24 protein-coding genes are annotated in these 25,916 nt (G+C 66.3%); 18 read left to right on the forward strand and 6 right to left on the reverse strand.

Annotated elements, in window-relative coordinates:
* From ACZ1J6_RS02030 to ACZ1J6_RS02040, 3 genes are all read left to right on the forward strand, one after another.
* Positions 1 to 909, forward strand: coding sequence for an SDR family NAD(P)-dependent oxidoreductase (locus ACZ1J6_RS02030; protein WP_134094266.1), 909 nt, complete (start codon positions 1 to 3; stop codon positions 907 to 909).
* Between the two features lie 46 nt (positions 910 to 955).
* Complete coding sequence (locus ACZ1J6_RS02035) at positions 956 to 1,201, forward strand: hypothetical protein (protein ID WP_243841008.1); 246 nt, start codon at positions 956 to 958, stop codon at positions 1,199 to 1,201.
* A gap of 143 nt (positions 1,202 to 1,344) precedes the next feature.
* A complete protein-coding gene (locus ACZ1J6_RS02040) occupies positions 1,345 to 1,842 on the forward strand; it encodes a hypothetical protein (protein ID WP_134094267.1) in 498 nt (165 codons plus the stop codon).
* Positions 1,843 to 1,886: 44 nt separating this feature from the next.
* On the opposite strand, the gene ACZ1J6_RS02045 is transcribed toward ACZ1J6_RS02040, so the two are convergent.
* Both ACZ1J6_RS02045 and ACZ1J6_RS02050 read right to left on the reverse strand, forming a co-directional pair.
* Positions 1,887 to 3,230, reverse strand: a complete 1,344-nt coding sequence (locus ACZ1J6_RS02045; RefSeq protein ID WP_166675243.1) for an MFS transporter — start codon at positions 3,228 to 3,230, stop codon at positions 1,887 to 1,889.
* Between the two features lie 127 nt (positions 3,231 to 3,357).
* Positions 3,358 to 4,074, reverse strand: coding sequence for a GntR family transcriptional regulator (locus ACZ1J6_RS02050; protein ID WP_134094269.1), 717 nt, complete (start codon positions 4,072 to 4,074; stop codon positions 3,358 to 3,360).
* A 191-nt stretch (positions 4,075 to 4,265) separates the two neighbouring features.
* On the opposite strand from ACZ1J6_RS02050, the gene ACZ1J6_RS02055 reads away from it, so the two are divergent.
* From ACZ1J6_RS02055 to ACZ1J6_RS02090, 8 genes are read left to right on the forward strand one after another with little or no spacing between them, the layout of a single operon-like run.
* A complete protein-coding gene (locus ACZ1J6_RS02055; RefSeq protein WP_134094270.1) occupies positions 4,266 to 5,249 on the forward strand; it encodes a PDR/VanB family oxidoreductase in 984 nt (327 codons plus the stop codon).
* Between the two features lie 13 nt (positions 5,250 to 5,262).
* On the forward strand, positions 5,263 to 6,357 hold the full coding sequence (locus ACZ1J6_RS02060) for an aromatic ring-hydroxylating dioxygenase subunit alpha (protein ID WP_166675244.1): 1,095 nt from the start codon (positions 5,263 to 5,265) through the stop codon (positions 6,355 to 6,357).
* Between the two features lie 10 nt (positions 6,358 to 6,367).
* On the forward strand, positions 6,368 to 7,246 hold the full coding sequence (locus tag ACZ1J6_RS02065) for a gallate dioxygenase (protein ID WP_134094271.1): 879 nt from the start codon (positions 6,368 to 6,370) through the stop codon (positions 7,244 to 7,246).
* Positions 7,246 to 7,608, forward strand: coding sequence for a protocatechuate 3,4-dioxygenase (locus ACZ1J6_RS02070; RefSeq protein ID WP_134094272.1), 363 nt, complete (start codon positions 7,246 to 7,248; stop codon positions 7,606 to 7,608). Before ACZ1J6_RS02065 ends, ACZ1J6_RS02070 begins: the two co-directional genes overlap by 1 nt.
* Positions 7,609 to 7,631: 23 nt before the next feature.
* Positions 7,632 to 8,684, forward strand: coding sequence for an aromatic ring-hydroxylating dioxygenase subunit alpha (locus tag ACZ1J6_RS02075; RefSeq protein ID WP_134094273.1), 1,053 nt, complete (start codon positions 7,632 to 7,634; stop codon positions 8,682 to 8,684).
* Positions 8,681 to 9,703 carry a PDR/VanB family oxidoreductase gene (locus ACZ1J6_RS02080; protein WP_431567547.1) on the forward strand — a complete coding sequence of 341 codons (1,023 nt, stop codon included), beginning with the start codon at positions 8,681 to 8,683 and terminating at the stop codon, positions 9,701 to 9,703. The genes ACZ1J6_RS02075 and ACZ1J6_RS02080 overlap by 4 nt, the downstream gene beginning before the upstream one ends.
* Positions 9,700 to 10,884, forward strand: coding sequence for a formaldehyde dehydrogenase, glutathione-independent (fdhA, locus tag ACZ1J6_RS02085; protein WP_431567546.1), 1,185 nt, complete (start codon positions 9,700 to 9,702; stop codon positions 10,882 to 10,884). The genes ACZ1J6_RS02080 and fdhA overlap by 4 nt, the downstream gene beginning before the upstream one ends.
* Position 10,885: 1 nt before the next feature.
* Positions 10,886 to 11,830, forward strand: a complete 945-nt coding sequence (locus tag ACZ1J6_RS02090; RefSeq protein ID WP_165921430.1) for a LysR substrate-binding domain-containing protein — start codon at positions 10,886 to 10,888, stop codon at positions 11,828 to 11,830.
* A gap of 7 nt (positions 11,831 to 11,837) precedes the next feature.
* Here ACZ1J6_RS02090 and ACZ1J6_RS02095 read toward each other — a convergent pair whose 3' ends face one another.
* Positions 11,838 to 13,478: an alginate export family protein gene (locus tag ACZ1J6_RS02095; RefSeq protein WP_166675246.1), complete on the reverse strand. Its 1,641-nt coding sequence runs from the start codon at positions 13,476 to 13,478 to the stop codon at positions 11,838 to 11,840.
* Positions 13,479 to 13,838: 360 nt separating this feature from the next.
* On the opposite strand from ACZ1J6_RS02095, the gene ACZ1J6_RS02100 reads away from it, so the two are divergent.
* Positions 13,839 to 14,564 carry an alpha/beta fold hydrolase gene (locus tag ACZ1J6_RS02100; protein ID WP_134094277.1) on the forward strand — a complete coding sequence of 242 codons (726 nt, stop codon included), beginning with the start codon at positions 13,839 to 13,841 and terminating at the stop codon, positions 14,562 to 14,564.
* Positions 14,561 to 15,007, forward strand: coding sequence for a nuclear transport factor 2 family protein (locus ACZ1J6_RS02105; protein ID WP_134094278.1), 447 nt, complete (start codon positions 14,561 to 14,563; stop codon positions 15,005 to 15,007). Before ACZ1J6_RS02100 ends, ACZ1J6_RS02105 begins: the two co-directional genes overlap by 4 nt.
* Positions 15,008 to 15,083: 76 nt before the next feature.
* Here the strand turns inward: ACZ1J6_RS02105 and ACZ1J6_RS02110 are convergent, their stop codons facing one another.
* From ACZ1J6_RS02110 to ACZ1J6_RS02120, 3 genes are all read right to left on the reverse strand, one after another.
* Positions 15,084 to 17,858, reverse strand: a complete 2,775-nt coding sequence (locus tag ACZ1J6_RS02110) for a TonB-dependent receptor domain-containing protein (protein ID WP_134094279.1) — start codon at positions 17,856 to 17,858, stop codon at positions 15,084 to 15,086.
* A 79-nt stretch (positions 17,859 to 17,937) separates the two neighbouring features.
* Positions 17,938 to 19,125 carry a MaoC family dehydratase gene (locus tag ACZ1J6_RS02115; RefSeq protein WP_243654273.1) on the reverse strand — a complete coding sequence of 396 codons (1,188 nt, stop codon included), beginning with the start codon at positions 19,123 to 19,125 and terminating at the stop codon, positions 17,938 to 17,940.
* A gap of 91 nt (positions 19,126 to 19,216) precedes the next feature.
* Positions 19,217 to 20,299 (reverse strand): AraC family transcriptional regulator ligand-binding domain-containing protein, encoded by a 1,083-nt coding sequence (locus ACZ1J6_RS02120; RefSeq protein WP_166675247.1) that lies wholly within the window; start codon positions 20,297 to 20,299, stop codon positions 19,217 to 19,219.
* 252 nt (positions 20,300 to 20,551) lie between these two features.
* On the opposite strand from ACZ1J6_RS02120, the gene ACZ1J6_RS02125 reads away from it, so the two are divergent.
* Genes ACZ1J6_RS02125 through ACZ1J6_RS02145 form a run of 5 tightly spaced genes read left to right on the forward strand, consistent with a single transcriptional unit; the run spans position 20,552 to position 25,914 of the window.
* Positions 20,552 to 22,891, forward strand: a complete 2,340-nt coding sequence (locus ACZ1J6_RS02125) for a TonB-dependent receptor (protein ID WP_243841009.1) — start codon at positions 20,552 to 20,554, stop codon at positions 22,889 to 22,891.
* A gap of 5 nt (positions 22,892 to 22,896) precedes the next feature.
* Entirely contained in the window at positions 22,897 to 23,898 is a 1,002-nt protein-coding gene (locus ACZ1J6_RS02130; RefSeq protein WP_208324847.1) for a zinc-dependent alcohol dehydrogenase family protein, read from the forward strand.
* Positions 23,899 to 23,934: 36 nt separating this feature from the next.
* Entirely contained in the window at positions 23,935 to 24,465 is a 531-nt protein-coding gene (locus ACZ1J6_RS02135; protein ID WP_134094282.1) for a nuclear transport factor 2 family protein, read from the forward strand.
* Positions 24,462 to 25,358, forward strand: coding sequence for an SDR family NAD(P)-dependent oxidoreductase (locus ACZ1J6_RS02140; protein ID WP_134094283.1), 897 nt, complete (start codon positions 24,462 to 24,464; stop codon positions 25,356 to 25,358). The genes ACZ1J6_RS02135 and ACZ1J6_RS02140 overlap by 4 nt, the downstream gene beginning before the upstream one ends.
* Positions 25,348 to 25,914, forward strand: a complete 567-nt coding sequence (locus ACZ1J6_RS02145) for a nuclear transport factor 2 family protein (RefSeq protein ID WP_134094284.1) — start codon at positions 25,348 to 25,350, stop codon at positions 25,912 to 25,914. Before ACZ1J6_RS02140 ends, ACZ1J6_RS02145 begins: the two co-directional genes overlap by 11 nt.
* The last annotated feature ends 2 nt before the right edge of the window (positions 25,915 to 25,916 follow it).

Here is a 25,916-nt window from a genome sequence, read left to right on the forward strand (position 1 = left end):
ATGATCGATTTTTCCGGACGAGTAGCTTTGGTGACCGGCGCCGGACGCGGGCTGGGCCTTGCTTATGCAAAAGGCCTGGCCGCGCGCGGAGCGACCGTCATCCTGCAGGACAGCGGCACGCTGGCGGATGGTTCGGGCCGGGATCCGTCAGTGGCGGAAGCTGCGACGCAGCCGCTGCGGGAAGCCGGCGCAACGGTCTTCGCGGCGCCGGGCGACACGGCGAGCCGCGCGGCCTGCCATGATCTGGTGGCCGAAGCGATAGGCGTCCACGGCCGGCTGGATATCCTCATCCACAACGCGGGGTGGGTAGGCTATCAGCCGATCGAGGAACTGGAGCCCGATTTCCACGCGCGGATGATGCAGGTCGGCGTCGATGCGCCATTGTGGCTGGTGCAGGCGGCCTGGCCGGCCATGCGCGAAGCGGCGTTCGGGCGCATCCTGCTCACCACGTCCGATCGGGCGATCTACCCGCAATATGCGCAGGCGGGCTTGGCCTCTTATGGCGCGGCCAAGATGGCGGCGATCGGTATCGCCAATATGCTCGCCCACGAAGGCCGGCCTTACGGCATTACCGCCAATGTGATCTCGCCCGTGGCCAAGACCCGCATGTGGGGCGTCGAAGGCGAGCCGGACGAACTGCGGCCCGACGCCGTCGCGCCCGGTGCGCTCTATCTCGTGGCGCCCGATTGCACCGCCAGCGGATGGGTCCTGCGCGCCGCGAACGGTCAATTTACCGCTACGCAGGCCCGTGAGGCGGCAGGCGTGACCTATCCCCGCGACCTGAACGCGCTCGCCGCCGCGACGCCGGAGGATCTGGCCGCGGCATGGCCGCGGATCGCGGCCGCAGGGCCGGAAGCCCGTGCCGATACGCGCGGGCCTCTGGCGGCCAGCCCCTTGCAGGCTTCCTGATTTAGGTCCAACGGACCGTGTTGCCCCCATTAAGCTCTTGAGGAGAATGGAAATTCAGAAGGTAATTCAAGTGATCGTCGTCGTGCTGGTCGCGTTTACGGTCATGTTCGGCGGACGCTGGTACATGTATGTCGCCCAGGCCGAGAGCCCCTATGACGAAGTGGGCATCGCTCTCAACGGCTATATGCCGGGCCCGCTGCGGACCTGGGGTTGCCACAAGCTGAAGGCCCGTTTCGAAAGTCAATTGCCGCCCTATGGCTGCGGCGGTGCGGACGGTCGCACCTGGATCTGACGCAGGCCGGGCAGGGCGACGATCCGCGTCGACCTGCCCGCCGGGGCGCCCCGCCTGGATGGAAAGCGGGGCCTCGATGGAAAACCGACCGACCGACCGACCGACCGGCTTCCGCTCGGATCGGCCCCACGGTGGAATTTGAAATGATACAGACTCGATTTGCGGCAACGCTGATGATCGCCGGATTTGCGGGCCTTCCGGCACAGGCAGACGCGGCGCGGTCCCCGCTGCTCGCGCAGCCCGAGCAGGCACAAGTGCAGGCGCTCGAAAAGGCGCTGGCCTCGGCGCCTCCGGCCTTGAAGGCGGACGTGGCCGCAGCGCTGCCCACCTTGCGCCCCTACATCGCCACCCTCATGTGCGTGCAGGACGACAGGGCCACGCAAGGACTGGTCGAGAAATTCGTCGGATCGCGCGGGACCGCCATGTTCAATGGCTGGGCCGGTGCGATGTCCCCGGCCAAGCGCATGCGCCACCACGACATGTCGGGATGCGTCACGGTCACCCGCATCCAGAACTGGAAGCGCGTCGCCGCCAACGAGTTCAGGTTCGACATCCTGTTCACGGCGGAAGACAGCGGCGAGAGCTATCTCTGGAACAATGTGGTGCACAAGGAACCCGACGGAACCTGGCTGATCGCCTGATCTTCCGGCAGGTCGGCGGGGCCGGACAGTGCGTCCACGGGGCGCTATCGCTCTTCGCGCCGACCGGCCCCGCGCCCGAGGGGGAGAGCGGGGAGGATGACGATGGCGGCGATCATCGGCACTGCCAGGGCGATGCAATAGGCCGCGCGGCTCCAGCCGGCGGCCATCAGCATGCCGGCCAGATAGGGCCCGGCCACCGCGCCGATCCGCCCGCCCCCCAGGCCGATCCCCGTCCCCGTGGCCCGCATCTCGGGCGGGAACACTTGCGGCAGGATCGTATAGAGGCAGGTGATCGCGGTGTTGAGGAAGAAGCCGGTGATGAAGGCCGCCGCGATCAGGGCGACGGCGCGCGGCGGCGCCAGTCCATAGGCGGTGAGCGCCAGCCCCATGCCCACGAATACCGCTGCGGACAAGTTGCGAAGGCCGAAGCGGTTCGCCAGCAATCCGAACAGAAGGCAGCCGATGGCGCCCGCGACGTTCATCATCATGGAGGCGTAGATACCGATACTGTCGCTGAAGCCCAGTTCGGAGAGTATCTTCGGCGTCCAACTGATCGCGAAGTAGACCGTTGCCATCACGCACATGTTGAGCAGCATGACCAGGACAGTGGCGGCGAGCATCCGGCCGCGGAACAGATCGGCAAAGCCCGGGCGGTTCTCGGCCGTCCGGGCCGCGAGCGGCGGCAGCCTGTCGAGCGGCGCGCGGCCGAGTTTGCGCTGGACCCGGTTGATCTTGTCCAGCGCGCCTGCCGGGCGGCGCGCCGAAAGGAACTGGATGGACTCAGGCAGCAGCCAGAGCACCAGGGGGACGAGCAGGGCAGCCGCCGCCGCGCCGAGCAGGTAGATCGATCTCCACCCGAAAGCCCCGATCAGCGGCACGGCGGCCAGAGCGCCGACAGTCGCGCCGACGGGATATCCCAGCGCCATGCAGGAGATCGCAAGGCTGCGGCGGCGCGGAGACGCATATTCCGCCACGACCGTGTTGATGCTCGCCAGGATGCCGCCGATGCCGAGGCCGGTCAGCACGCGGGTCGCCGCCAGTTGGCCAAGATCGCCGGCAAAGGCCGAGGCGAACATGCCGGCGGCCAGCAGTACCAGGCAGAACAGGATCGCCGGCCGCCGCCCCAGCTTGTCCCCGAGCGGAGAGATGGTGAACGCGCCGATGCCCATTCCCGCCAGCCCGGCGCTGAACAGCCCTCCCACCTGGGTCGGTGCCAGGCCCCATTCGCGCGATATGGCCGGCGCGGTGAAGGCCACTGCCAGCACGTCGAAGCCGTCAAGCGCATTGATCAACACGCAGACGCCGATAGCGGCGATCTGGAAGACGGACATCGTCTCCCGATCGTCCGTCCCGATGGTGGGCGGCCCTGCCGCCGTGACACTTGCCATGGTCATCCTCTCCAGTCAGCATCCGCTGAAGCGGTGCTTTGAGGGGGATGCTAGGCATGCTGCCCGCGAACGCCCGTATCGCATTCATGCTGGGAGCTATGCCGCTCCTGTTATAGCGGCGCGGTGGCTAGAGGGAACGCCGAAGCGTTTCGCCCATCGCCATGCTGCTCTCCTGCGTGGTCGCGTGTTCGCGAAACAGCATTTCGGCGCGCAGGGCGTCGCCCGCGCGCAGCGCATTGACGATCGCGTGATGCTGGCGCTGGGCATAGCGCATGAGGTCCATGATCTCGGCGTCCTCCAGTTCTTCGAAAGCGATGACCGCCGGCGATGTGAAAGGCACGACGTTGCAGCGGGCGATGAGGTCCCGCAGCAGGGGATCGTCGGCGCCTTCCACGACAGCGGTGTGAAAGCGCTCGTTGAGTTCGCCGTAACGCTCTTCCAGCACTTCCGACAATGTCCCGGCCTGCAGCAGTTCGTCCACTTCGGCGATCAGCGGGGCCAGCGCATCGGCAATCGCCTTGCCTCGCCCGGCCAGCACGATGCTGCGCGCGGCATAGCCCTCCAGCATGGCGCGGAGATGCAGGGCCTGGAGGCTTTCGGCGCGCGTGAACGAACGAACCGCATAGCCGCGCACCCCCGCCTGGACCAGCAGGCCTTCCAGCGCCAGCGCCGGAAGCGCCTGGCGTATCGGCGTGCGGGACATCGCAAGCCGCTCCGCCAGCTCGACCTCGCGCAGCCGCTCGCCCGGCTTCAGCGTGCCGCGCAGGATCATTTCGCGCAGCCGGGTCAGCGCCGAAGACTTGGCACGAAGGGTGGTGGCGTCATCCGGAAGAGAGCTGGTCATGGCGGCGAACCTACACACCTGCTGCGGACCCGCCAAGTTCCGTGGATCCAATTATGGGATCCAAAATCGCCATAAATCGACAATTATCGAAAGGTATTGACGTATTTTGGATCCAAAGTGATTATCCAGGCATCGAATCGCGGCTGAGATCGCAATCGGTTCCACAGGAATGGGCTAACAAGGAGAGGCCGGTGCACGGGCAATTGATCGACATGGTGGTGGCAGGCGTGCGCCAGCTCACGCCGCGCATCCGGGAGTACGTCCTGGCCTCGGCAGACGGTTCTCCGCTGCCTCGCGGCGCGCCGGGTGCGCATGTGGAACTGCACACGCATTCCGATCTCAGCGGGCCGATCGTGCGGCACTATTCGCTTGTCGGCGGGCAGGGGCTCGCGGACGATCGGGCCGATCATTACCGGATCGCCGTCCAGCGCGAGGATCGCCAGCGTGGGTCGGCGCATATCCACGATACTTTCGCCCCGGGAACGCGGCTCAAGGTCTCGCGGCCCAAGAACAACTTCCCGCTCGACTTGCGCGACCGCCGTAGTCTCCTGATCGCCGGCGGCATCGGCATCACGCCCATCTACGCGATGTTGCGAAGCGTGGTGCGGCGAGGGCGGCCCTTCGCATTCGTCTATACCGGCCGCACGCAGGACCAGCTCGCCTATGCCGCCGAAGCGATGGAACTGGCAGGTGCGGCGGGCAGGCTGCACGTCAGCGGCGATCCTGCGACCGACCACCTCGATATGGCCGCGCTGCTCGCCGCGCAGAGCGACGACACCACGGTCTACGTCTGCGGTCCCCTGCCGATGATCGAGGCCGTCCACACTGCCGCGCGGACCCTGGGCTGGCCCGATGCGCGCGTGCGTTCGGAGCGGTTCACCGCCGGTCCCGCTCCCGACGATGCGCCTTTCGCCGTCGAACTGCGGCGCACTGGTCGCACTGTCGAGGTCGGCCGCGATACCAGCATTCTCGACGCCCTGACCGCCTCCGGCATCGATGTCCTCTCGGATTGTCGCCGCGGGGAATGCGGATTGTGTCCGCTCCCCGTCCTGAAAGGGGGAGAGCGGATCAGCCACCGCGACAGCTATCTTTCCGACGAGGAACGCGCCGCCGGGGACACGCTGTGCATCTGCGTGTCGCGCCTGCCCGGCGGCACCCTCGTACTCGACGCCTGACCGGAGACCCGACATGAACCAGATGACCGCCATCCCCGCCGCCGCCTCGCCGCTGGAAATGGGCCGCTTTGCCGACCAGAACACGCCGCTCGTGCGCAATTGCTGGTATGTTGCAGGCTTCGCGGACGAGATCAGCCGCGACATCATCAGCCGCCGGCTGCTGGGCGTGGACGTCGCGCTCTATCGGACACTGGCGGGAGAGCCGGTGGCGGTGCGCAACCGCTGCCCGCACCGTTCCTTCCCGCTCGCCAAGGGGCGGCTGGAGGGCGACGTGCTCGTCTGCGGCTATCACGGCATGCAGTTCGATCCTTCGGGGCGCTGCCTGGCCATGCCCTCGATGCCGATCGTGCCGACCAATGCCAATGTCGCCGCTTTCCCCACCGCGGAGCGCGGCCCGCTGGTGTGGATCTGGATGGGCGACCCCGACCATGCGGACGAAGCGCTGATCCCGGATACGTCCTGGCTGGCAAGCCCCGAATGGAAGAGCGTGCGCGGGGCCTATCACATCAAGTCGGACTATGTGGCGATGCACGAGAACCTGCTCGACCAGACGCATTTTCCGTTCCTTCATCCCGGCACGGTGGGCACGCCGGAGTTCGCGCGGTCCAAGCTGGACGTGCGGCTGGAGGGCGATGTCGTCGTCATCTACCGCGCGCTCAGGGACGCGCCGCCGCCGGGCATCTACGGCGTGCCGATGGGGCTGATGGACAAGCGCGTCGATCGCTTCTCGGAAGCGCGGTACGTCTCCCCGGCGCTGCACACCGCCTATGCCAGCGTCACGGACAACGCGGACGCTTCGGGCGCGCCGAAGAAGTACCGCTTCAACATCACTCATCTCATCACGCCGGAGACGCAGACTTCGCTCCACTACTGGTGGTTCAACTCGCGCGACCGCAAGCTGGACGATGCGGAAGCGGACGCGTTCCTGCGCACGGCATCCGAGAAGGCGTACCTGGAAGACGTGGATGCGCTGGAATGGATCGCGCAGACCGTCGCGCAGGATGCCGAACCGCAGTTCGACCTGAATTTCGCCCCCGACAAGCCCGGTCTGCTGATGCGCCGTTCGATCTTCGAACGGGCCGAGGCCGAGCAGGCCCGCGGGCTCTGAGGAGACAGACATGGCCAGAATAATCGGCGGTATCGGCACGTCGCACGTACCCACCATCGGCGTCGCTTACGACAAGGGGCGACAGGAGGACCCGGTCTGGGCCCCGCTGTTCGAGGGCTACAAGCCCGTCGCGAAATGGCTGGCCGAGAAGCAGCCCGACGTCCTGCTGTTCTTCTACAACGACCACGCGACCACGCTGTTCTTCGACCTCTACCCGACGTTCGCACTGGGCGTGGGCGAGCGCTTCCCGATTGCCGACGAAGGCGCGGGCCTGCGCGGATTGCCGGATATCCGGGGGGACGTGGACTTCCAGGCGCATATCGGCGAGGCGCTGGTGAACGAGGAATTCGACCTGGCGTTCTTCCAGAACAAGCCGATCGACCACGGTATCGCCTCGCCCCTGCCGCTGCTTTGGCCGCATGAGCCGGACTGGCCCGGCACCGTCGTGCCCATCGCCATCAACGTCCTGCAATATCCCTTGCCCACGGCCCGGCGCTGCTACCGGCTGGGGCAGGCGGTGCGCCGCGCGGTGGAAAGTTACCCTGAGGATCTGAAGGTCGTCGTCGTCGGCACCGGCGGCCTTTCGCACCAGATCCACGGCGAGCGCACGGGCTTCAACAATACCGAGTGGGATCTCGATTTCCTTGAAACCCTGCGTGACGATCCCGAGCGGCTGACTCAGCTTACCCATGCGGATTACGTGCGGCTGGGCGGCGCGGAAAGCGTCGAGCAGATCATGTGGCTGGCGATGCGCGGCGCGCTGGGCGCTTCGCTCGAGGAGATGCACCGCAACTATTACCTCATGACCACCACCGCCATGACCGTCGTCACTTACGAGGAGCGCGAAAATGCTGCTTCGGAGCAGCAACGCGAGCAGGAGGTCGCCTGATGTTCACGCAGAACCCGCAGACCGTGGGAATGCCCGAGGGCACTTACGTCTTCGACTTGCGCACCTGCAATCGCCGCCTCGCGTTCAATCGTTTCTTCTGGAACATGATCCGGCCCGAGGCGCGCCAGGCCTTCTGGGACGACGAGGAAGCGGCGATGCGCGCGGCGGGTCTCGACGACGAGGAGATGGCGTTGGTGCGCGCACGCGACTGGCTGGGCATCGTCCAGGCCGGCGTCAACTTCTTCGTCCTCGAAAAGTGGGCCCGCGTCGTCAGGAAAACCAATCTGGAAGTCTACGCGATCATGCGCGGCGAGAGCTTCGAGGAATTCATGCAGACCCGCGCCGTGCCGCACGCACGGTGAAGCGGGGGCTTGGGAGACAAACCATGACAACACAGACATTTCCGATGAACGCCTGGTATGTCGCGGCGTGGGACGCGGAAGTTGGGCGCAGCCTGCTGTCGCGCACGATCTGCAACCGCAAGATGGTGCTCTATCGCCGGCAGGACGGCACGCCGGTGGCGCTGGAGGATGCCTGCTGGCACCGGCTGGTGCCGCTCTCGATCGGTACCCTGCAGGGTGACGACGTACGCTGCGGCTATCATGGGCTGGTGTTCGGCCCCAACGGGCGCTGCACGCACATGCCCTCGCAGGAGACGATCAACCCCTCGGCCTGCGTGCGCGCGTTTCCGGTGGCGCAGCGCCACCGCTTCGTCTGGGTCTGGCCGGGCGACGCGGCGCTGGCCGACCCGGCGCTCATCCCCGACCTGCCGTGGCCGGACCATCCGGATTGGGCGGGCGACGGCAGCATGACCGAGGTAAAGGCCGACTACCGCCTGGTGATCGACAACCTCATGGACCTGACTCACGAGACGTTCGTCCATTCCTCCAGCATCGGCAACGAGGCGCTCGCCGAGGCTCCGTTCGATGCCTACCACGGCGAACGCACTGCGCGCGTCGAACGCTGGGTGCTGGACGAGGAGGCGCCGCCGTTCTGGGCGGGGCAGCTCGGCAAGCCCGGCAAGACCGATCGCTGGCAGGTCATCAACTTCCTGGCGCCTTCGGTGATCTATCTGGAAGTGGGCGTCGCACCCGCCGGAACCGGCGCGCCGGAGGGCGATCGCTCGCAAGGCGTGGACATGCGGGTGCTGCATCTGCCCACCCCCTCGACCGACAAGACCTGCTATTATTTCTGGGCCCATCTCCGGAACTACAACATAGGCGATCAGGGCCATACGCGCCGCGTCCTCAATGCAGGCGGCGGCATCATGCTGGAAGACGAGACGGTGATCGAAGCGCAGCAGCGCGCCATCGACGAGCATCCCGATCATGTCTTCTACAACCTCAACATCGATGCGGGCTCGATGTGGGCGCGTCGCGCGATCGATCGCATGATAGCAGCGGAAAATGGGCCGGTCCTGGCGGAGGCTGCGGAATGAGCGGCGAGATTCCGGCCGGTTGGCAATCTGGCCGCGTGACCTCCATTCGCGATGTCACGCCGACCATTCGAGAGTTCGGCATCGTCCTCGATCGCGCCGCCGCCTGCCCGCCCGGCAGTCACGTCAAGGTGCAGGTCGATGTCGGCGGCAGGATCGACCAGCGGTCCTATTCGGTCGTCGGCCAGGAGGGTTCCACCTTGCGCATCGCCGTGAAGCGCCAGCCGGAGAGCCGCGGCGGCTCGGCCTATATGTGGCGCCTCCAGCCCGGTGACTCCCTGGCCGTCGCGCCCCCGCGCTGCGACTTTCCGCTCATGCATGGCGCTCCGCATTACCTGCTCGTGGCCGGGGGCGTGGGGATCACGCCGATGGTGGCGATGGCCGCGCAGCTCGCCGTGCGCGGAGCAGGCCTGCGCATGGTCTATGCGGCGCGCTCGGCCGACGAGTTCGCCTATGGCGAGGAACTGGCCGGGTTCCTGGGTGATCGGCTGAGCCTTTTCGCGTCCGATCGCGGCGAGCAGATCGACATCGCGGACGAGATCCGCCGCCTGCCCGCGGACGGCGAACTCTACATGTGCGGGCCGCTGGGGCTCATGGAAGCGGTACGCAGCGCCTGGGAAGAAGCTGGCCGTCCGCGCGCCGGGCTGCGCTACGAGACGTTCGGATCGAGCGGCAGCCACGCGGCTCAGGCGTTCACCGTGAAGGTCCCGCGCCTTGGCGCAGAAGTGCTGGTCCGCGAGAACGAATCCATGCTGGATGCGCTTGAAGCGGCAGGCGTCGAGGTCGTTTTCGAGTGCAGACGCGGAGAATGCGGCCTTTGCGCGGTCGATATCGTCGAGGCGAAAGGCGAGATGGATCACCGCGATGTCTTCTTCTCTTCGCGTCAGCACCGCGAAAACCGCCAGATGTGCGCCTGTGTCTCGCGCGTGGCGGGCGGCAGCGTGACGATCGAACCGGCGTGGCGAGGCGACGATGCCTTTGCTTTCGGCGGACCTGAACTTTCCATGGGAGAACCTGCATGAGCAGCAATCGCGGCGTCGTCTATCTGGAACCCGGCAAAGTGGAGGTCCGGGACATCCCCGACCCCAAGTTCGAGGATCCGCGCGGCCGGAAGATCGATCACGCGGTCATCCTCAAGATCGTGACCACCAACATCTGCGGATCCGACCAGCACATGGTGCGCGGCCGGACGACCGCGCCGGCGGGTCTGGTGCTGGGTCACGAGATCACCGGCGAAGTGATCGAGAAAGGCGCCGATGTCGAGATGCTCGACGTGGGCGATCTGGTCTCGGTGCCGTTCAACGTCGCCTGCGGCCGCTGCCGCACCTGCCGCCACGGCGACACCGGCGTGTGCCTGACCGTGAACGACGGCCGTGCCGGCGGGGCTTACGGCTATGTGGACATGGGCGGCTGGATCGGCGGACAGGCGCGCTACGTCATGGTGCCCTATGCCGATTTCAACTTGCTCAAGTTTCCCGACCGCGACCGCGCCATGGCGAAGATCCGCGACCTGACGATGCTGACGGACATCCTGCCCACCGGCTTCCACGGCGCGCTCAACGCAGGCGTGGGCGTGGGCTCGACCGTCTATGTGGCCGGCGCGGGGCCGGTGGGCCTCGCTGCGGCGGCTTCCGCCCGCCTGCTGGGTGCGGCCGTGGTGATGATCGGCGATTTCAACCCGGATCGCCTGGCCCATGCCAGGAAGGTCGGTTTCGAGCCGATCGATCTCTCCAGCCACGATCGGCTGGGCGACCTGGTGGAGCAGGTAATCGGCGTGCCCGAAGTGGACAGCGCCATCGACGCGGTCGGCTTCGAGGCGGTGGGCCACGGCGGCAAGGAGCAGCCCGCCATCGTGCTCAATCAGATGATGGAAGTGACCCGCGCGGCCGGCTCCATCGGTATTCCGGGGCTTTACGTCACCGAAGACCCCGGCGCGCACGAGGCGCAGGCGAAGACCGGCAATCTCAGCCTGCGATTGGGGCTGGGCTGGGCGAAGTCGCACAGCTTCCACACCGGGCAGACTCCCGTGCTCAAATATAACCGGCAATTGATGATGGCGCTGCTGCACGATCGTCTGCCCATCGCTGACATCGTCAACGCGCAAGTGATCTCGCTGGAGGATGCCCCCAAGGGCTACGAGACTTTCGACAAGGGCGCCGCCGCCAAGTTCGTCATCGACCCCCATGGCATGGTGGCATCCTGATTTGGCGCACTATCTCGAACAAAGGCTGAAGATCCGCCATCTGCGGGTGATCGACGCGCTGGAGCAGCACAAGAGCCTGCTCCGCGCGTCGCGTGCGTTGCGGGTCAGCCAACCCGCCCTGTCGCGCACCTTGCAGGAGGTGGAGGAAATCATCGGCGCCGAAATATTCGAGCGCCATCCTCGCGGCGTGCGGCCCAATGCCACGGGCGCGGTCCTCACCGCAGGCGCGCGCAAGCTGCTGACCACCATTCGCGAGCTGGAAGGGCAGCTGGACCGGCTTTCCGATGGCCAGCGGCGAACCATCCGCGTCGGCGCGCTTCCGGTGGCTGCGCATGGCCTGCTGCCTGCCGTTCTGGCCAATGCCGGCGAACAGGCCGCCCGCCTGACGATCTCCGTCATCGAGGGCAAGACCGACCAGATGATCCCGGCGCTGCTGTCAGGCGAAATCGACGTCATCGTCGGCCGCCTCTATCCCCCGTCGCAGCCTGACGATCTGGTCCGGCGCGTGCTTTACGACGAGCCGATCTCGCTGGTGGCCCGCAGCGACCATCCGCTTTTCGCGCTTCCCTCCGTCAGCGCTGCGGACGTGCAGCGCTATACGCTGGTGCTGCCGTCGGTCAGCACGCTGATGGAACGCGACGTGCGCGAGATACTGGAACAGCTTCGGCTGGATACCGATGCGGCCGTGCAATCGACATCGGTGGGCTTCATGCGCGAACTGCTGCTTTCGGGCACGTTCGTCAGTGCCGTGCCGCGAGTCCTGGTCGCGGGCGACCTCGCGCGCGACACGATGCGCATCCTGCCGGTGGCAGTGCCGTCAGCCCCGCGCCCGGCCGGCATCATCCACCGCGGACCGCTGGGAGAGGCTGGAAAGCTGCTGCTGGCGGAACTGCAACGCGAAGTTGCCCGGCTGGAGGAAAGCGACATCGTCGAAAGCGTGGCCTGACCCGACATCAGAAGCGGAAATCGGCCCAGAAGCCGAAGTAGTCCGAACTGCGTCCGCCGCCGGACTGCAACGAATCGCTGGCGATGAAGTGCGTGAAATAGGCGTGGAAACTCAGGTTCTTCGTCGCCAGATAATCGGCCTGGAGGTTCAGCCCCGTCCCCACGAAGCGGCCGCCGTCCGTCGGGCGCAGAAGCGGAAAGTTGGTCGGCCCGGCATAGACCGCGTCGGCCGCCGTGGCGCGCCAGAACAGTTCGGGTCCGCCGACCAGCGTGAGCTTCTTGCTCGGCTTGAGCGTCAGCGTGGGCGTCACGTCGATCAGGTTGGACATGTTGAGCCATCCCGCATCGCTGTAGAGCGGCGTGCGCGGGAAAGGCGGTGCGAAAGTGCCGATCTTGCCGTCGTTCGGATCGTCATCGCCGCTGAACCAGTTGAAGCGGCCGCCGAGGCGCGGCTTCATCGGAAGATCGGCGAAAGTGTAGCCCCCCTCCAGCAGCATGCCCCAGGCCTGGATCTTCTGGCCGGCGAAGCTGCCGCTCTGGTAGGTGCCTTCCGCGTCCCAGTCGAAGCCGCTGGCGCGCCCGGAGAGGCGCAGGCCCCAGCTCTGGCGGCTTTCGGTTCCCGTCAGCGTGGTATAGCGGGCATTCTCGCGGTAGAGATCGTACCAGTAGAGGTCGACCGCCAGGTTGGGCGCCAGCAGCCCCGGCGCGGTGGCTACGTATACGCCGTTGAAGTGGCGCCCATTCTCGGGGCCGTCGTCGAACATGCCGGGTTCGAACGTCACCGGCTTGACCGCGAAGGCGTCGACCCGGACCTTCCCTTCCTCGATCAAGGTGCCGCGAATGCCCTGATAGACGTAGCGCACGTTCACGCCGTCTCGCAGGCCGACGAGTTTGCCATTGCCGATCGGCATTTCGAAACGCCCCGGACGCAGCGTGAGCTTGGTGGTGTCGCCGAGCGGCAGCGTCACGTCGATGAAGGCCTGGTTAATGTCCAGCTTGTCGCGGTTGGGCGGCGTGGCGAATGTCTCGAAGAATTCGCGGTTGTCGCCCAGTTCGAGGAAAGCGCGCACGTTGCGGCCCAGGTGAAGGTCCGCCACCAGGCGAAGGCGCTGCTGCAGGGCGGAGAGCTTGTCCTTGCCCTTGGCGCCGAGGTTGAGCGCGCTCCAGTACGTATAGTTGTAGCGGGCCTCGCCGCCGATCGAGAGATAGACCTCGGGATCGTCGCCCAGCGGCAGATAGCGCAGCGCTTCCAGCGGAGAAGTGCGCTTGGCGGGATTGGCCAGGCAGGTCCAGTCCTCGGTCCAGCGCAGGCTCTGCGGGGTGCAGGGCGTTGCCGTCCGCCCGCCCGGTACCGGCTCCGGGATAGGCGGCGAGGCGGGCGGCGGGACCGGCGGCGGGGCGCCGATCTCCACGGGGGGAAGGGGGCGCATGGCGCGTTCCTGCGCGGCGGCAGCAGTCACGATGACGGGCACGGGGACAGGCGTGAGGACAGACGTGGCGCCCGGCGCAGAGGGGACTGCAGAGGTGGGCGCGGCGGAAGATGCATCGCGGTTCGGCGCCTCGCCGCTGGCCTGCTGCGCCAAGGCGGGCTGGGCCAGCGCCAGCAGGGCGCAGGCAGCCGTCATCTCTGGGAAAAGCCCAAGGGCCATTCGGGAATCCTCGTCTATCGGAAGGGTATGTCGGTGCGGGCACATGCCCGGCGCCTTCCCCGTCACGATGCAGGGGAGGGCGGGCACGAAGGGCCTGGCTAACGCAGTGCGGCTGTCATGGTGCATCCTCTTCCGCCTGCTGTGCAGGTCGCTTCTATCTTCGCGGCTCCGATGGAACCGATGGGCAGAGGTTACGCATCGATCCGGCCATAGGGCGTATGCTTTCCGCCGAGGCCGCTATCACCAATTGCGATAGCGGCGACATGCCGGAAGCGCATAACGTGGCGCGGCAATTGAATAGGACCGGATCGTCCCGCAGTGCTCTACCCGGTGGGACAACCCGGCAACCAGCGAGCGCTTGTGCGACAGACGATCATCCTGCTTCCCGGCCTGTTGTGCGATGCCTGCGTGTGGGAACATCAGGTGGAGCACCTCGGCCGATCCTACGAGGTTCAAGTGCCCGACTTGCGGCATTTCGACAGTATCGCGGCCATGGCGCGCCATGTGCTGGAGCAAGCGCCCGCGCGCTTCTCGCTGGCCGGCCATTCGATGGGCGCGCGGGTCGCGCTGGAAACGGTGCGGATGGCGCCGGACAGGGTCGAGCGACTGGCGCTGCTGGACACCGGCATTCATCCCATCCGCCCGGGCGAGGCCGAGCGGCGTCAGGCGCTGATCGAGCTTGGCGAGCGCGAAGGCATGGAGGCCCTGGCAAACGTCTGGCTCCCGCCCATGGTGCGCAAGGGCCGCCTCGATGCCGATCCGGAACTGAACGCGCGTCTTCATGCGATGGTGCACCGGATGGGCGCTGCGGTCCATCGCCGCCATATCGCCGCGCTGCTGGGACGGCCCGACGCGGTGGCCGCCCTTGCCGCAGTGCGCTGCCCGGTGCTGATCGGCGTCGGCAGCGAGGATGCGTGGAGCCCGCCCGCCCAGCATGAGGAGATCCTCGCGGCGCTGCCGGGCTCGCTCTACGTGGTGTTCGATGGCAGCGGCCACATGGCGCCGATGGAAGCGCCCGAAGCCGTGACCGCGGCGCTGGAACGATGGATGGCATTGCCCCTGGACAAGGAAGCGGGAACCGCATGACACGCGAGGATCAAGATATCTCAAACGCTTCGGAGACACCCGGCGCTGCCGGGAGCCTGGCGATCGAGCAGGCCGTCGTGCGCCAGATCCATCGCTTTGCCCAGGCAAACGATGCGCACGATCACGATGCCCTGGCTGCCATGTTCACGCAGGACGGCACGTTCGCTCGGCCGACGGCACCCGGCGCCCCGGTCTGCGGACGCGAGGCCATACGCGGCTTCTTTCGCGACCGGCCGGCGCGGCGTACCCGCCACGTCATGGCCAACACCGTCGTCGACGTGCTGGGCGCGTCGCGCGCCCGTGCGCGCAGCTATGTCGTGCTCTATAGCGGCGAGCGCGGGGAAACCGTTCTGGTGGGTGACTTCGATGACGAACTGCACCTGGAGCCCGACGGCGTCTGGCGTTTTGTCAGCAGACGCGGATCGCTGGCATTTGCGGAGTGACGGTGACCGGTCCAGGTCTTGACGGTTCGGAGCGGCACCGTCCGAGCGCCCTGGCCCGGACGGTGCGCCCTGCGGATCAGAACTTCTTGCTGACGCCGAACTGGACGATGCGGCCGATGCTGAAGCCCGTCCCTTGGGTAGTGTCGAAACCGAGGCTTGCGGCCGAGCGGAACTCGGAAGGCGAAACGTCGAACAGGTTCTGGACATTCAGCGTGAACGACAGGTCGCTGGCCCAGGCGGACTTCGCTTTGACGTCGTACTTGAAGAACAGGTTGATCGTGTCGAAGGCCGAAACCTTGGTCTGACCGAATTCGACAAGCCCGCGCTTGTAACCGGACGTGTGGTTCCAGATCACTTGCGCGCGCAGCCCGCCAACTCTGGTGCCCAGAGTGCCCTGGATGCGGAACACCGGGGTGTTGAAGGCAAGATCGTCGGACAGCGGCAGCGAGGGCAGGGCACGCGATTCCTGCGAAAGACGGTAGTTGCCGTTCACGCTCGCATCGAACGAGGCAAACCTGGTGTCGAGCACGTAGTTCGCGGAAAAGTCGATCCCGTCCAGCGTGGCGGTGCCCAGGTTGCGCGAACGCGTGTCGAGCGCCACCAGCACCGGTGAACTGGTGCCGCCCGAGGTAATGAGCGCCTGGCCCGTGGAGGTCGGGTTGGCCACGGTGAAGTTGAAATTGGCCGGATCGAACTGCGTGAGATAGGCCGCCAGTTCCTGGCCGCTGGGCCGCACCGAATAGAGCTGCGGGAAATTGGCGTAGTAGTCGCTGAGGTCGGCCCCGGTGACGGGCCTTCCGATCGTTCCCTTCAGATCGATGTTGTAATAGCTGACATTCAGCGTCAGCCCCGACAGGAACGGCGGTTCGATCTGGGCTCCGATCGACCAGTTGGTGGCCTTCTGCGGCTGAAGGCCCGGCGCGGTGCCCGAAACGAACAGTCCGATTTCGCCCGGAGCCGCGGTCACGCCGGGGGGCGTGCGCAGGAATGCAGCCGGCACCGTCGCCACGGCCGAGGCCAGGACGCCGAGCTGGTCGACCGGGGAAGGCGCCGTGAACGACTTGCCCCAGTTGCCGCGGATCGCGATCCATTCGACCGGGCGCAGGGTGGCGGCGAGCTTCGGATTGAAGGTGTCGCCGAAGTCGCTGTACTTGTCGTAGCGGCCGGATGCGGAAAGGGTCAGCTCGTTGATGAAGGACATCGCGTTTTCATCGCCGACGATCGGGATCGACAGTTCTCCGAATACCGAATCCACCTTCTGGATATACGTGGCCGGGTTCTGGAGCGCATAAGTGGACGCATTCGTGGTGCGGCGGGTGAAATTGTCCTGCATGTGCTCGTAGCCCGCGGCCGCGCGCAGCATGCCGCCCGGCAGTGCGAAGAGCGGTCCGTTGACGATGGCCCGGTAGTCGTAGAACTCGTTCCGTCCGCTGCCGCTGGCATAGCGCAGCAATCCGGATGCCACGCCGGGCGCGGTGGCGCCGACGTCGTAGGGATTGAGAGTGCGCGCCGCGAGCGCGGCAGACTGGGCGGCCGCGCTGATCTGGGCGTTGTTGAAGGACGTCGTGGCGATGCCGTAGCTGAACAGACCGCTGAATTCCCAGTCCGAGCCAAGCTCCACCGAGACGGAAGGGGCAATGCGCCAGGTTTCCAGATCGGTCTGCTGGGTGGCGGACCGGGTTCCGAAGAGCGGGCTGTAGTCGAACCTGACCACTTGCGGCAGCCCGGCATTGGCGTCTGCGGTCGGGCGGTAGAACGGCGAGGCGGCCGTCAGCGTGGCCTGCCCTGCCGCACCCGTGCCCAGGGCGCCGGTGCCCAGGGTTCCGTTGACCTGGCTGATCGCGCGATTGGCGTAGAGCGCGGTCATGTCGAATTTCACGCCGCCGGAAAGCCTCTGGTTGAGCCGGGCGAACACGGTATGCAGTGTCGAAGTCGGATAGATGGCGACCGGATCCGAGAAATCGCAGACATTGGGCCCGCCCGCGACGAGGCCCGATCCGGAAGGCACATAGGCGGTGGTGCCGATGGTCGCGTTGGGCGCGGCGCAGTTGCGGCCGGTGGGGATGTCGGTGTTCCAGTCGACCTGCTTCACCCAGTCCCGATCCGCGCCGTAGACGCTGTCGTGATGGGAGTAGCCGTAGGCGACGTAGAAACCGCCCGAGCCCCAGTCCTTGCCCGCCAGCGCGCTGGCTTCGATCGACTGGTAGTCCTCGCCGATGCCGTAGCGGGCGTCTGCCTGGATGCCGTCGAACCGGTCGCGCGTGACGAAGTTGATGACGCCGCCGATCGCGTCCGAGCCATATACCGCCGAGCCGCCATCGGTCATGGCCTCGACGCGCGCGATCACGCCGGGCGCGATGATGTCGGGATCCACCGCGACCTGCTGGATGCCGGCACCGACGACACGCTGGCCGTCGAACAGGACCAGCGTCTGGGCGCCGCCGCTGGTGTTGGCGCCGGGCAGGTTGCGCAAGTTGGGACGGTTGATCGGGTTCGACCCGTTGGAGCCGGGCTGCTGCGATATGCCGGCGGGCAAGGCATTGAAGAAGTTGCCGACTTGCGGAATGGTGCTGAGCACCTGGCTGGTCGAGGCCGCGCCGGTGGCCGCGATCTGGTCGGTATCGACATTGATGACGTTGTTGCCGGCCGGAGCGATGCCGCGAATGAGCGTGCCGATCACGACGATCGGTTCGCTGGTCACCTGGTCTGCCAGCGGCTGCTCGGGCGCCGGAGCTGGTGCCTGAGCTGGTGCCTGAGCCTCGGTCTGGGCCATCGCTGCGGCGGGTAGCAGCGCGATGGTTGCCGCTCCCAGTGCCAGCCGGGTCGCCGAACGCGTGTAGATGTTTGCCATTTCCTGTTTCCTCCCCTGGAAAAATGTTTGGAATCCGTCTTCAAATCCGTCTCGTCAGCTTTGATCTGATCGAGACGATTCAGAGTGGCAGTTGCACCTCGTTGACCGAAGTCACCACGACCTTCCCGTCCTGATTGGTCATGCGGACCTCGATGCGCACGACGGGGAAACCCCACTCGGAATTCTCGATCTTCTCGATCACCTCACCCTCGATCCAGGTTACGTCGCCTTCGAAGGCGGGCCCCCGGAACTCGCTCTTGGCGTGGCGGACCATGCCGTCGTGGCCGGCCCAGAAGGCCAGATAATCGGTGTTCCAGGCGGCCATCGTGGCGCCGTAACCATAGGCACGGTGCATGCCGATCTCGCTGGCGCGGCCGTCGTCGATATGGCCGCGCGAGGGGCCGAGGTAGAGGCCGTCGCGCAGGCGCGGGTCGACAAGGGCGCCTTCCTCGTCGAACGAGAAGCCCTCGATCCAGCCCATGTCTTGATTGACCCAGCAATCGGGCACGCCTTCGATGCCCTGCCAGTAGAAGCTGCCCCAGATGTTGAACACGAAGGCGCGGTATTCGGTGGTGAAGCTGGCGATCGAGTGAGGGCCGATGACGCGGCGCGGAAGCTTGTCGCCCACCGCGACCGCCTCGAACCGGGGGGAGACGCCGTCGCGGTTGGACAGGAACCAATCGCGCCGCGCCTGGTCGATCCCGGCAAGTTCGGCCTGGGTCCACTTGTGCGGGGTGCCGGCGGTGGAGGCGTACATTCCCCGCTTTTCCGCTTCCTTGGCAAGATAGCGGATGACCGTGGGGCAGGACTTGGCAATGAGATCGCCGCGCTGGTTGCGGTGGATCGTGTCGCCGCGCTGGAACAGGGTGGGGCCGGCGAAGCGGGTGTCGGTCAGCTTGTAACCCGTGAAGATGCGCTCGTGGGAAATCCGGTCTCCGGGGCGCACGTTGGTGCCGTACCACCACCATTCCTCGCCGCCGAAGATCATGTGCTGGCCTTCGATGCGTCCGACGCAGGCCTGATTGTTGCCATGGCCGTAGTCGAGCGCCACCAGCATCGATTGCGGCGCAATGAGATCGCCGAACTTGCTCTGCTGGGCGAAGCGCTGGTCCCAGTGCAGCGGGTTGACGTAGTCCATCGCCATGACCCAGCGGCGGATATCCGTCTTGTTGCAGGGCTCCCAAAGCTCGCCGCCGCCGACCTGATGGCCCAGCCGCCATTCGACGTCGCTGATGTCCATGATCGCGTCTTCTGCCGTTTCAGCCAAAGGTGCATCCTCCGTTCGTTATGCAAAGGAGAGATGCTGCACCGGCCCGGATCAGACTTGTCGTATCCGGACAATCATGGCCCGGCCGGATTTACAGTCTGGCCAGCGCGCTTTCCCGCAAGGCGCGCGCCCGCAAGTCGCGGGGGCTGGAACCCAGCATCTGCTGCGAAAAATGGGACAGGGCGGATTGCTCGGCAAAGCCCAGCCGGCGTGAAATGACCTGCAATTCGACGTCCGTTCGCCCGATGTAATAGGCCAGGTAATCGCAGCGGACCTGGTCCTTGATCCGCTGGAAACTCGTCCCTTCATCGTGGAGGCGCCGGTTCATCGTGCGGGGGTGAAGCGCCAGCAACCGCGCGACGCGTTCGCTGGTGCATTCGTTGGTGCTGAGCCACTGCATGACGATTCCACGCACCCGCGCGCTCACCGAGGGACGGACATCCCGGAAGGTCGAGCGCAAATGGGCGATGGCTTCGGTGCGGGCGTGGGCATCCGCGTCATGGATGGGGAAAGCCATGTCGGCGGCGCGGAAGGCTATGCCGTCCTCGGTGCGGCAGAAACGCACCTCGCAGCCGAAATAGCGGCGGTAGCTGCGCAGTGTCGCCAGGTTGCCGTGCCGGAAATGCACTTCCCTGGCCCGCGCCCGGCCGCCGGTGAGCACCATGGCGCCGAGGTGGCCCAGCAACATGAGTTGCTCCACGGCCTGACAGCGGCCCAGCAGAGTGCCGACCAGCACGTCGTGTCCCAGGAAGACATGGGCGCCGGAAGCGGTCGCGGCTTTCCACACCCGGGCAGCAAGCGAGTGGGCATTGTTGTGGACCACCGCCAGCGTCGTGGCTTCGCCGAAAGTGCGGGCATGGGCCATGAGCGTCCCGAGCCGACCGTAGACGCCGCGGCCGCCCTGCCGCAGGGCGAGCCGCATGCCGAAGTCGGCCGCACCCAGTTCCCGCGCGGCGCGGTCCACCAGGGCCATCCACTGCTCGTAAGAGGCGGCGCCTTCCCGTTCGCAGTCGGCTTCGTCGAGCCCGGATCCGGCCAGCATGACCTGCGGCTGGCCGCCCAGTTCGCGGACGAGTTCGGGAAAGTGGCGCAGCAGGCGCGCGCCCAGCAGATGGCCGCCGGTTTCGCTGTTCGAAGCCCTTCCGCCCTGAGGAGCCGGGTGCCTTGCTTCCATTTCCATCCGCAAACCTCGAACGATGGGGGACACGCCTTTCCGGCATGCTTTCTCCGCGCGTTTCGATCAAGCGCTCGCGCGCCTCCACCGCGTTTCATCGCCTGGCCGAAGTCGGAACGCGCGCCGGACGGATTGTCCCGATCCAGCAAGTCGGGCGCGGGAATGCCCGGCAAGGCTCTGGCGGTCCGGCCGGAGTCGGCTGCGGGGGTGCCAGATCCGATCACGGGGTCAGGCGCAACAGGGGAGAGTGTCATGGCTGAAGCGCGTTTCGCGGGCGCTGCATCGTTTTATGGATTGATGGCGGCAGTGCTGATGTTTCCGCAAGTCGGACATGCGCAGGATCAGGCCGCGCCGCAGCCGGCAGCCGCCTCCTCCGAGATCATCGTCACCGCGCAGCGCCGCGCCGAACAGTCGCGCGACGTGCCGATCAGCGTCACCTCGCTGGGGGCGGAGCAGTTGGCGACTGCCAATGTCCAGCAGCTTTCCGATACCGCGCGGGTAACGCCGGGCCTGCGTTTCGACAGCCAGGGACCCGCGGTGCAGCCCACCATTCGCGGCGTCGGCACGGCCATAACCACTTCGGGCGGCGGTCCCAATGTCGGCATCTATGTCGATGGGTTCTTCCAGGCCAACACCTACATGTCGGACTTCGACCTGCTCAACGTTCGCAATATCCAGGTGCTGAAGGGACCGCAGGGTACGCTGTTCGGCCGCAACACCACGGGCGGCGCGATCCTGGTGACCACGGCCGATCCCAGCACGGATACCGGCGCGGAGGCCAAGGTCAGCTATGGCCGCTTCAATGCGCTGAAAGCGCAGGCCTATGCCACCTTCGGCATCAGCGACCGCGTCGCGATCGACGTGGAGGGGCTCTATCGCCGCGGCGACGGCTATTTCACCGACCTGGCCACCGATGACGACGATATCGGCAGGTACGAAAACTGGTCGCTGCGCGTGGGCATGAAGGCCGATCTGACCGACGACGTCTCGCTGCTGCTGCGCTGGGTCCATGCGGAAACCGACGATCCGACCACCCAGCTGGTGAACGCCTATGTCGACAAGAGCGGCGGCGCGGGCTTCCTCGACAAGGTTTCGCCCGCCGGTCAGGCGATCTACGGGGCGTCCAGCTCCCAGGGGCTGCCGCTGGTCTATTTCTATGCGCCGTCATCGACTTATGCCACCAAGCCGGGGCAGGTCCTGCTCAACACCCCGGTCGATTTCCGCACCAATTCGGACGCGCTTCAGGCAACCTTGAAGGCCGATCTGGGCCTTGCGGAGTTCACCTCCTACACCCAGTACCGCAAGGACCTGTCGCCCTATCACGGCGATCTGGACGCGACGGCGCTGCCGTTCTTCAACATCTTCGTCGGCGTGAATGACGAGACCTGGAGCCAGGAATTCCTCGTCAATTCGAAGGCGGGATCGCCATTGCAGTGGACGGCGGGCCTCAACTATTTCCAGATCCGCGACACTTGGGACATCGGCGCCAGTTTCGGCGGATCGCCCTATGGCCCGTTCGGCGGATCGAGCACGACGACCAAGTCCTACGCCGCATTCCTGGACGCGACATATGCGGTGAGCGACCAGCTGTTCTTCACGCTGGGCGGCCGGTACAGCCATGACACGGTGGGCGACGCCTACTTCGTCACCAACGCGACGACCACGTCCTACATCGGGCCGGACGGTCTGCCGGTGTCCTATTCGGGCGGCGCGGGCGTGCGCATCCCGGTCAACAGGCTGAAAAACGACAGCTTCACGCCGCGCGTGGTGGTCCGTTACAAGCCCAGCGAGGAATCGAGCGTCTACGCATCGTGGACGCGGGGCTACAAGGCGGGCATCCTGAACGTCGGCGGCTATTCGCAGCAGCCGGTGAAGCCCGAGAAGATCGACGCCTTCGAAGTGGGCTTCAAGTACGACGATCGCCGCTTCTCCGCCGATCTTGCGGGCTTCTACTACGATTACAAGAACCTGCAGGTGTCCAGCTATCAGAATGGCGCGGCGCAGATCCGCAATGCGGCGTCCTCGGAAATCTACGGGTTGGAGGCGCAGCTTCGCTACAAGGTCAGCGATGCCTTCTCGCTGCTGGGCGGCGCGGCCTGGACCCATGCGCGGTACAAGTCGTTTACCAACGCGCCCTATTATAGCTATTGCGATCCGGCGATTGCGGACCTGAGCAATGCGATGGCCTGCATCCCCACCGCTCTGGGCGGTTTCGGACCCGGCGCGATCACGCAGACCTCCACCGACGCCTCCGGCTACAAGATGCAGCGCGCGCCCGATTTCACGGGCAATATCGGCGCCAGCTACCGGCTGGACCTCGCCGGCGGCGGGCTGACGCTGTCGGGCAATCTCTACTACACCTCCAGCTTCTATTTCGATCCCGAGCAGCAGTTCAAGCAGAAGGGCTACGAAGTGCTGGCGCTGCGGGCGGAATGGACCGATCCGTCGGAGCGCTACACCGTGGCGGTGTTCGGCGATAACGTGACCAACACACGCTATCGCACGCAGGTGCTGTTCAACACGCTGGGGACGGGCTCGGTCTGGAACGCGCCGGTGACCTACGGCATCCAGCTGGGCGCGAAGTTCCGGTGAAGGCCATGCGCCTTGCGCCCGCCAGCGGCGAACGGCAGCTCGAACTGGTGGAGCTGCCGGCAGCGGAGGCTCTGAGGCCGGGCGAGATACGCGTCCGGGTGCACGGCGCCTCGCTGAACTTTCGCGACGGGCTGGTGATCGGGGGCGTGTTTCCCTCGCCGCCGGGGCTGATCCCGCTGTCCGACTGCGCGGGCGAAGTGGTGGAAGTCGCTGCGGGCGTGACGCAGTTTGCCCTGGGCGACCGGGTGGTCAGCACCTTCCACCCCAATTGGCGCGACGGCCATGTCTACCGCGCCGAACTCGACAATGCGCCGGGCGGTCCCGCGAATGGCTTCGCTTGCGAGGAAGCGGTGCGTCCGGCCTCGCACTTCACGCGCGCGCCGGGCAATCTCTCGCTGGTGGAAGCTGCATGTCTGCCCTGCGCGGCCGTGACGGCATGGCGCGCGGTTGTTACGGATGGACGCGTCAGCCCCGGTCAGCATGTGCTGGTGCAGGGCACCGGCGGCGTTTCGCTGTTCGCGCTGCAATTCGCCAAGGCGGCGGGTGCCACCGTCATCGCCATCGGTTCGACCCCGGAAAAGCAGGAGCGCCTGCGCGAACTGGGTGCGGACCATGTGATAGACCGCATCGCCACGCCGGACTGGGGAGACGCCGTGCTGGAACTGACCGGCGGCCTAGGCGTCGAGCATGTGATCGAGGTGGGCGGACCCAATACCCTTGCGCAAAGCTTCAAGGCGGCGCGGACCGGCGGCCACATCGCGATCATCGGGGCGGTAGCCGGGTTCGATGTCGATACGATGCCCTTCGCCGCGGTCCAGGCCAAGCGCCTCTGCCTTCAGGCGGTGACGGTCGGCAGCCACCGCGACCAGATCGAGATGGTTCGCGCGATCGAGGCGCATGATATTCATCCGGTGATCGACCGGGTGTTCCCGCTTCACGCCCTGGAAGACGCCGTCGCGCACATGCGTTCGGGCCAGCAGGTGGGCAAAATCTGCATCGAAATTTGAATGAATTCGGGCTGACACCGAAAACGGAGAGGACCAATGACGCCAGACATCCAGACCCTGCTCGACCGCGAGGCGATCCGCGATTGCGTTGCCCGCCTTGCGCGCGGTGAGGACCGGCGCAGCGCGGACCTGATCCGCTCCTGCTGGTGGCCGGAGGCGCGGTTCGACTACGGCGTCTATGCCGGCGATTTCGACGCCTATCTGGCCTGGGTCGTGCCCGGCGCCGATGCCATCAAGGATACGCAGCACCTGATCGGCCAGTCGGTGATCGAACTGGACGGCGATAGCGCGCGCGTCGAAAGCCATGTCTTCTCCTATCACCGCGTGGACATGGGGGAGGGAGATCGCGACACCTGCATCGGCGGCCGCTACCTCGACACGTTCGAGAAGCGCGACGGGCAATGGCGCATTGCCGACCGGGTGATGCTCTACGATTGGGAGCAGGACTGGGGCGCCGCCGCCGACTGGTCGAAGGGCGTGATGGGCTATCCCTTCACCGCCGAGCACTTCCCCGGCCGCGCCAAGGACGACTTCAGCGAGCGCTGGTTCGCCGGAGAAACGGCATGAGCGCGCCGCTGGCCGGCAAGGTCGCGCTGGTCACCGGCGCCAGCCGCGGCATCGGCAAAGGGATCGCGCTGGTCCTGGCCGAACAGGGCGCGACCGTCTACGTCACAGGGCGCACCGTGCGGGAGGGGGACTACTACCTGCCCGGCACCGTCGGTGGAACGGCCGCCGAATGCGATGCGCGCGGCAAGGAGAGCGGCGGGCGCGGTGTTGCGGTGGCCTGCGATCATGGCGACGATGCCGCCGTGGCCGCGCTGTTCGAGCGGATAGCCGCCGAGCAGGGACGACTCGACATCCTCGTCAACAATGCCTTCACGCTCTCGGACGACTTGTTGGAGCCCAAGGCCTTCTGGGAAAAACCGCTCTCCAACCTGGAGATGTGGGACGTGGGCGTGCGGTCCAACTACGTGGCGGCCTGGCACGCTGCCAGGATCATGGCGCCGCAGAAATCCGGGCTGATCGTGGCGATTTCCGGCTTCGCGGCCGTCACTTACACGTACAGCGTGATCTTCGGCACGTCCAAGTCGGCGGTCGACCGCATGGCGCGCGACATGGCGATCGAACTGGAACCGCACGGCGTCGCCTCGCTGACGCTCTGGCAGGGCTTGACCTTGACCGAGAAGGCGCAGGACAATCTTGCCAGGATGGGCGACAAGATGACCGCCTCGATCACCCAGATGCACGGCAGCAGCGTGGAGCATCCGGGCCGGGTGATCGCCGCGCTGGCCGCCGATCCCGCTGTGATGAAGCGCTCCGGCGGAGAATTCGTCACGGCCGAACTCGCGCAGGAATACGGCCTGACCGACGTGGACGGCCAAGTGATCCAATCCGCCCGCGCCTCGCGCGGTTCGCCCCTATGGAAGCCCATTGCGGAGGTAGACTACCGTGGCAAGTGACACCCCCCGAGACCGCGCGGCGCGGTTGGACGAACTGCTGGACAAGCAGGACATTCGCGAATGCCTGGCCCGCTTCTCGCGCGGGATGGACCGGTTCGACCGGGACATATACCTCTCGGCGTTCTGGGACGATGCGACGATGGCGGCCGGGCCTTTCGTGGGGTCGGCGGCGGATTGCTGGGACTGGGCGGTGCCGATGCACGAGGCCGGGCAGATCCTCACCCATCACGCGCTGCTCCAGACCACCATCGATCTCGACGGCGACACCGCCCATACCGAAACCTATTATCAGTTCGTCGGCCGCAATCGCGGCGAGCTGCTGTGGATCGCAGGCGGCCGTTACATCGACCGGCTGGAGCGGCGGGGAGATGTCTGGCGGATCGCGCTGCGCACCAATGTCATCGAATGGGGTTCCATGCCGCCGCCTATGGCCGTTCCCTTCTCCGACGTTCCGGGCATCGCGCTGAACGGCGTGTCCAGTCGCGACAAGGACGATCCGTCCTACCAGCGGCCGCTCGTCAACCGCCGCGCGCCCAGCAATCCGGCAAGGAAGTGAGC

Source organism: Novosphingobium sp. BL-S-21 (genome assembly GCF_055521655.1).

Excerpts from the sequence above, each read along its gene's own strand:
- fdhA (WP_431567546.1), top strand. The coding sequence starts at position 9,700 with ATGAGCAGCAATCGCGGCGTCGTCTATCTGGAACCCGGCAAAGTGGAG.
- ACZ1J6_RS02120 (WP_166675247.1), bottom strand. The coding sequence starts at position 20,299 with ATGGAAGCAAGGCACCCGGCTCCTCAGGGCGGAAGGGCTTCGAACAGC.
- ACZ1J6_RS02105 (WP_134094278.1), top strand. The coding sequence starts at position 14,561 with ATGACACGCGAGGATCAAGATATCTCAAACGCTTCGGAGACACCCGGC.
- ACZ1J6_RS02135 (WP_134094282.1), top strand. The coding sequence starts at position 23,935 with ATGACGCCAGACATCCAGACCCTGCTCGACCGCGAGGCGATCCGCGAT.
- ACZ1J6_RS02110 (WP_134094279.1), bottom strand. The coding sequence starts at position 17,858 with ATGGCAAACATCTACACGCGTTCGGCGACCCGGCTGGCACTGGGAGCG.
- ACZ1J6_RS02095 (WP_166675246.1), bottom strand. The coding sequence starts at position 13,478 with ATGGCCCTTGGGCTTTTCCCAGAGATGACGGCTGCCTGCGCCCTGCTG.
- ACZ1J6_RS02130 (WP_208324847.1), top strand. The coding sequence starts at position 22,897 with ATGCGCCTTGCGCCCGCCAGCGGCGAACGGCAGCTCGAACTGGTGGAG.
- ACZ1J6_RS02060 (WP_166675244.1), top strand. The coding sequence starts at position 5,263 with ATGAACCAGATGACCGCCATCCCCGCCGCCGCCTCGCCGCTGGAAATG.
- ACZ1J6_RS02075 (WP_134094273.1), top strand. The coding sequence starts at position 7,632 with ATGACAACACAGACATTTCCGATGAACGCCTGGTATGTCGCGGCGTGG.
- ACZ1J6_RS02125 (WP_243841009.1), top strand. The coding sequence starts at position 20,552 with ATGGCTGAAGCGCGTTTCGCGGGCGCTGCATCGTTTTATGGATTGATG.
- ACZ1J6_RS02140 (WP_134094283.1), top strand. The coding sequence starts at position 24,462 with ATGAGCGCGCCGCTGGCCGGCAAGGTCGCGCTGGTCACCGGCGCCAGC.
- ACZ1J6_RS02045 (WP_166675243.1), bottom strand. The coding sequence starts at position 3,230 with ATGGCAAGTGTCACGGCGGCAGGGCCGCCCACCATCGGGACGGACGAT.
- ACZ1J6_RS02050 (WP_134094269.1), bottom strand. The coding sequence starts at position 4,074 with ATGACCAGCTCTCTTCCGGATGACGCCACCACCCTTCGTGCCAAGTCT.
- ACZ1J6_RS02080 (WP_431567547.1), top strand. The coding sequence starts at position 8,681 with ATGAGCGGCGAGATTCCGGCCGGTTGGCAATCTGGCCGCGTGACCTCC.
- ACZ1J6_RS02040 (WP_134094267.1), top strand. The coding sequence starts at position 1,345 with ATGATACAGACTCGATTTGCGGCAACGCTGATGATCGCCGGATTTGCG.
- ACZ1J6_RS02070 (WP_134094272.1), top strand. The coding sequence starts at position 7,246 with ATGTTCACGCAGAACCCGCAGACCGTGGGAATGCCCGAGGGCACTTAC.
- ACZ1J6_RS02030 (WP_134094266.1), top strand. The coding sequence starts at position 1 with ATGATCGATTTTTCCGGACGAGTAGCTTTGGTGACCGGCGCCGGACGC.
- ACZ1J6_RS02065 (WP_134094271.1), top strand. The coding sequence starts at position 6,368 with ATGGCCAGAATAATCGGCGGTATCGGCACGTCGCACGTACCCACCATC.
- ACZ1J6_RS02035 (WP_243841008.1), top strand. The coding sequence starts at position 956 with ATGGAAATTCAGAAGGTAATTCAAGTGATCGTCGTCGTGCTGGTCGCG.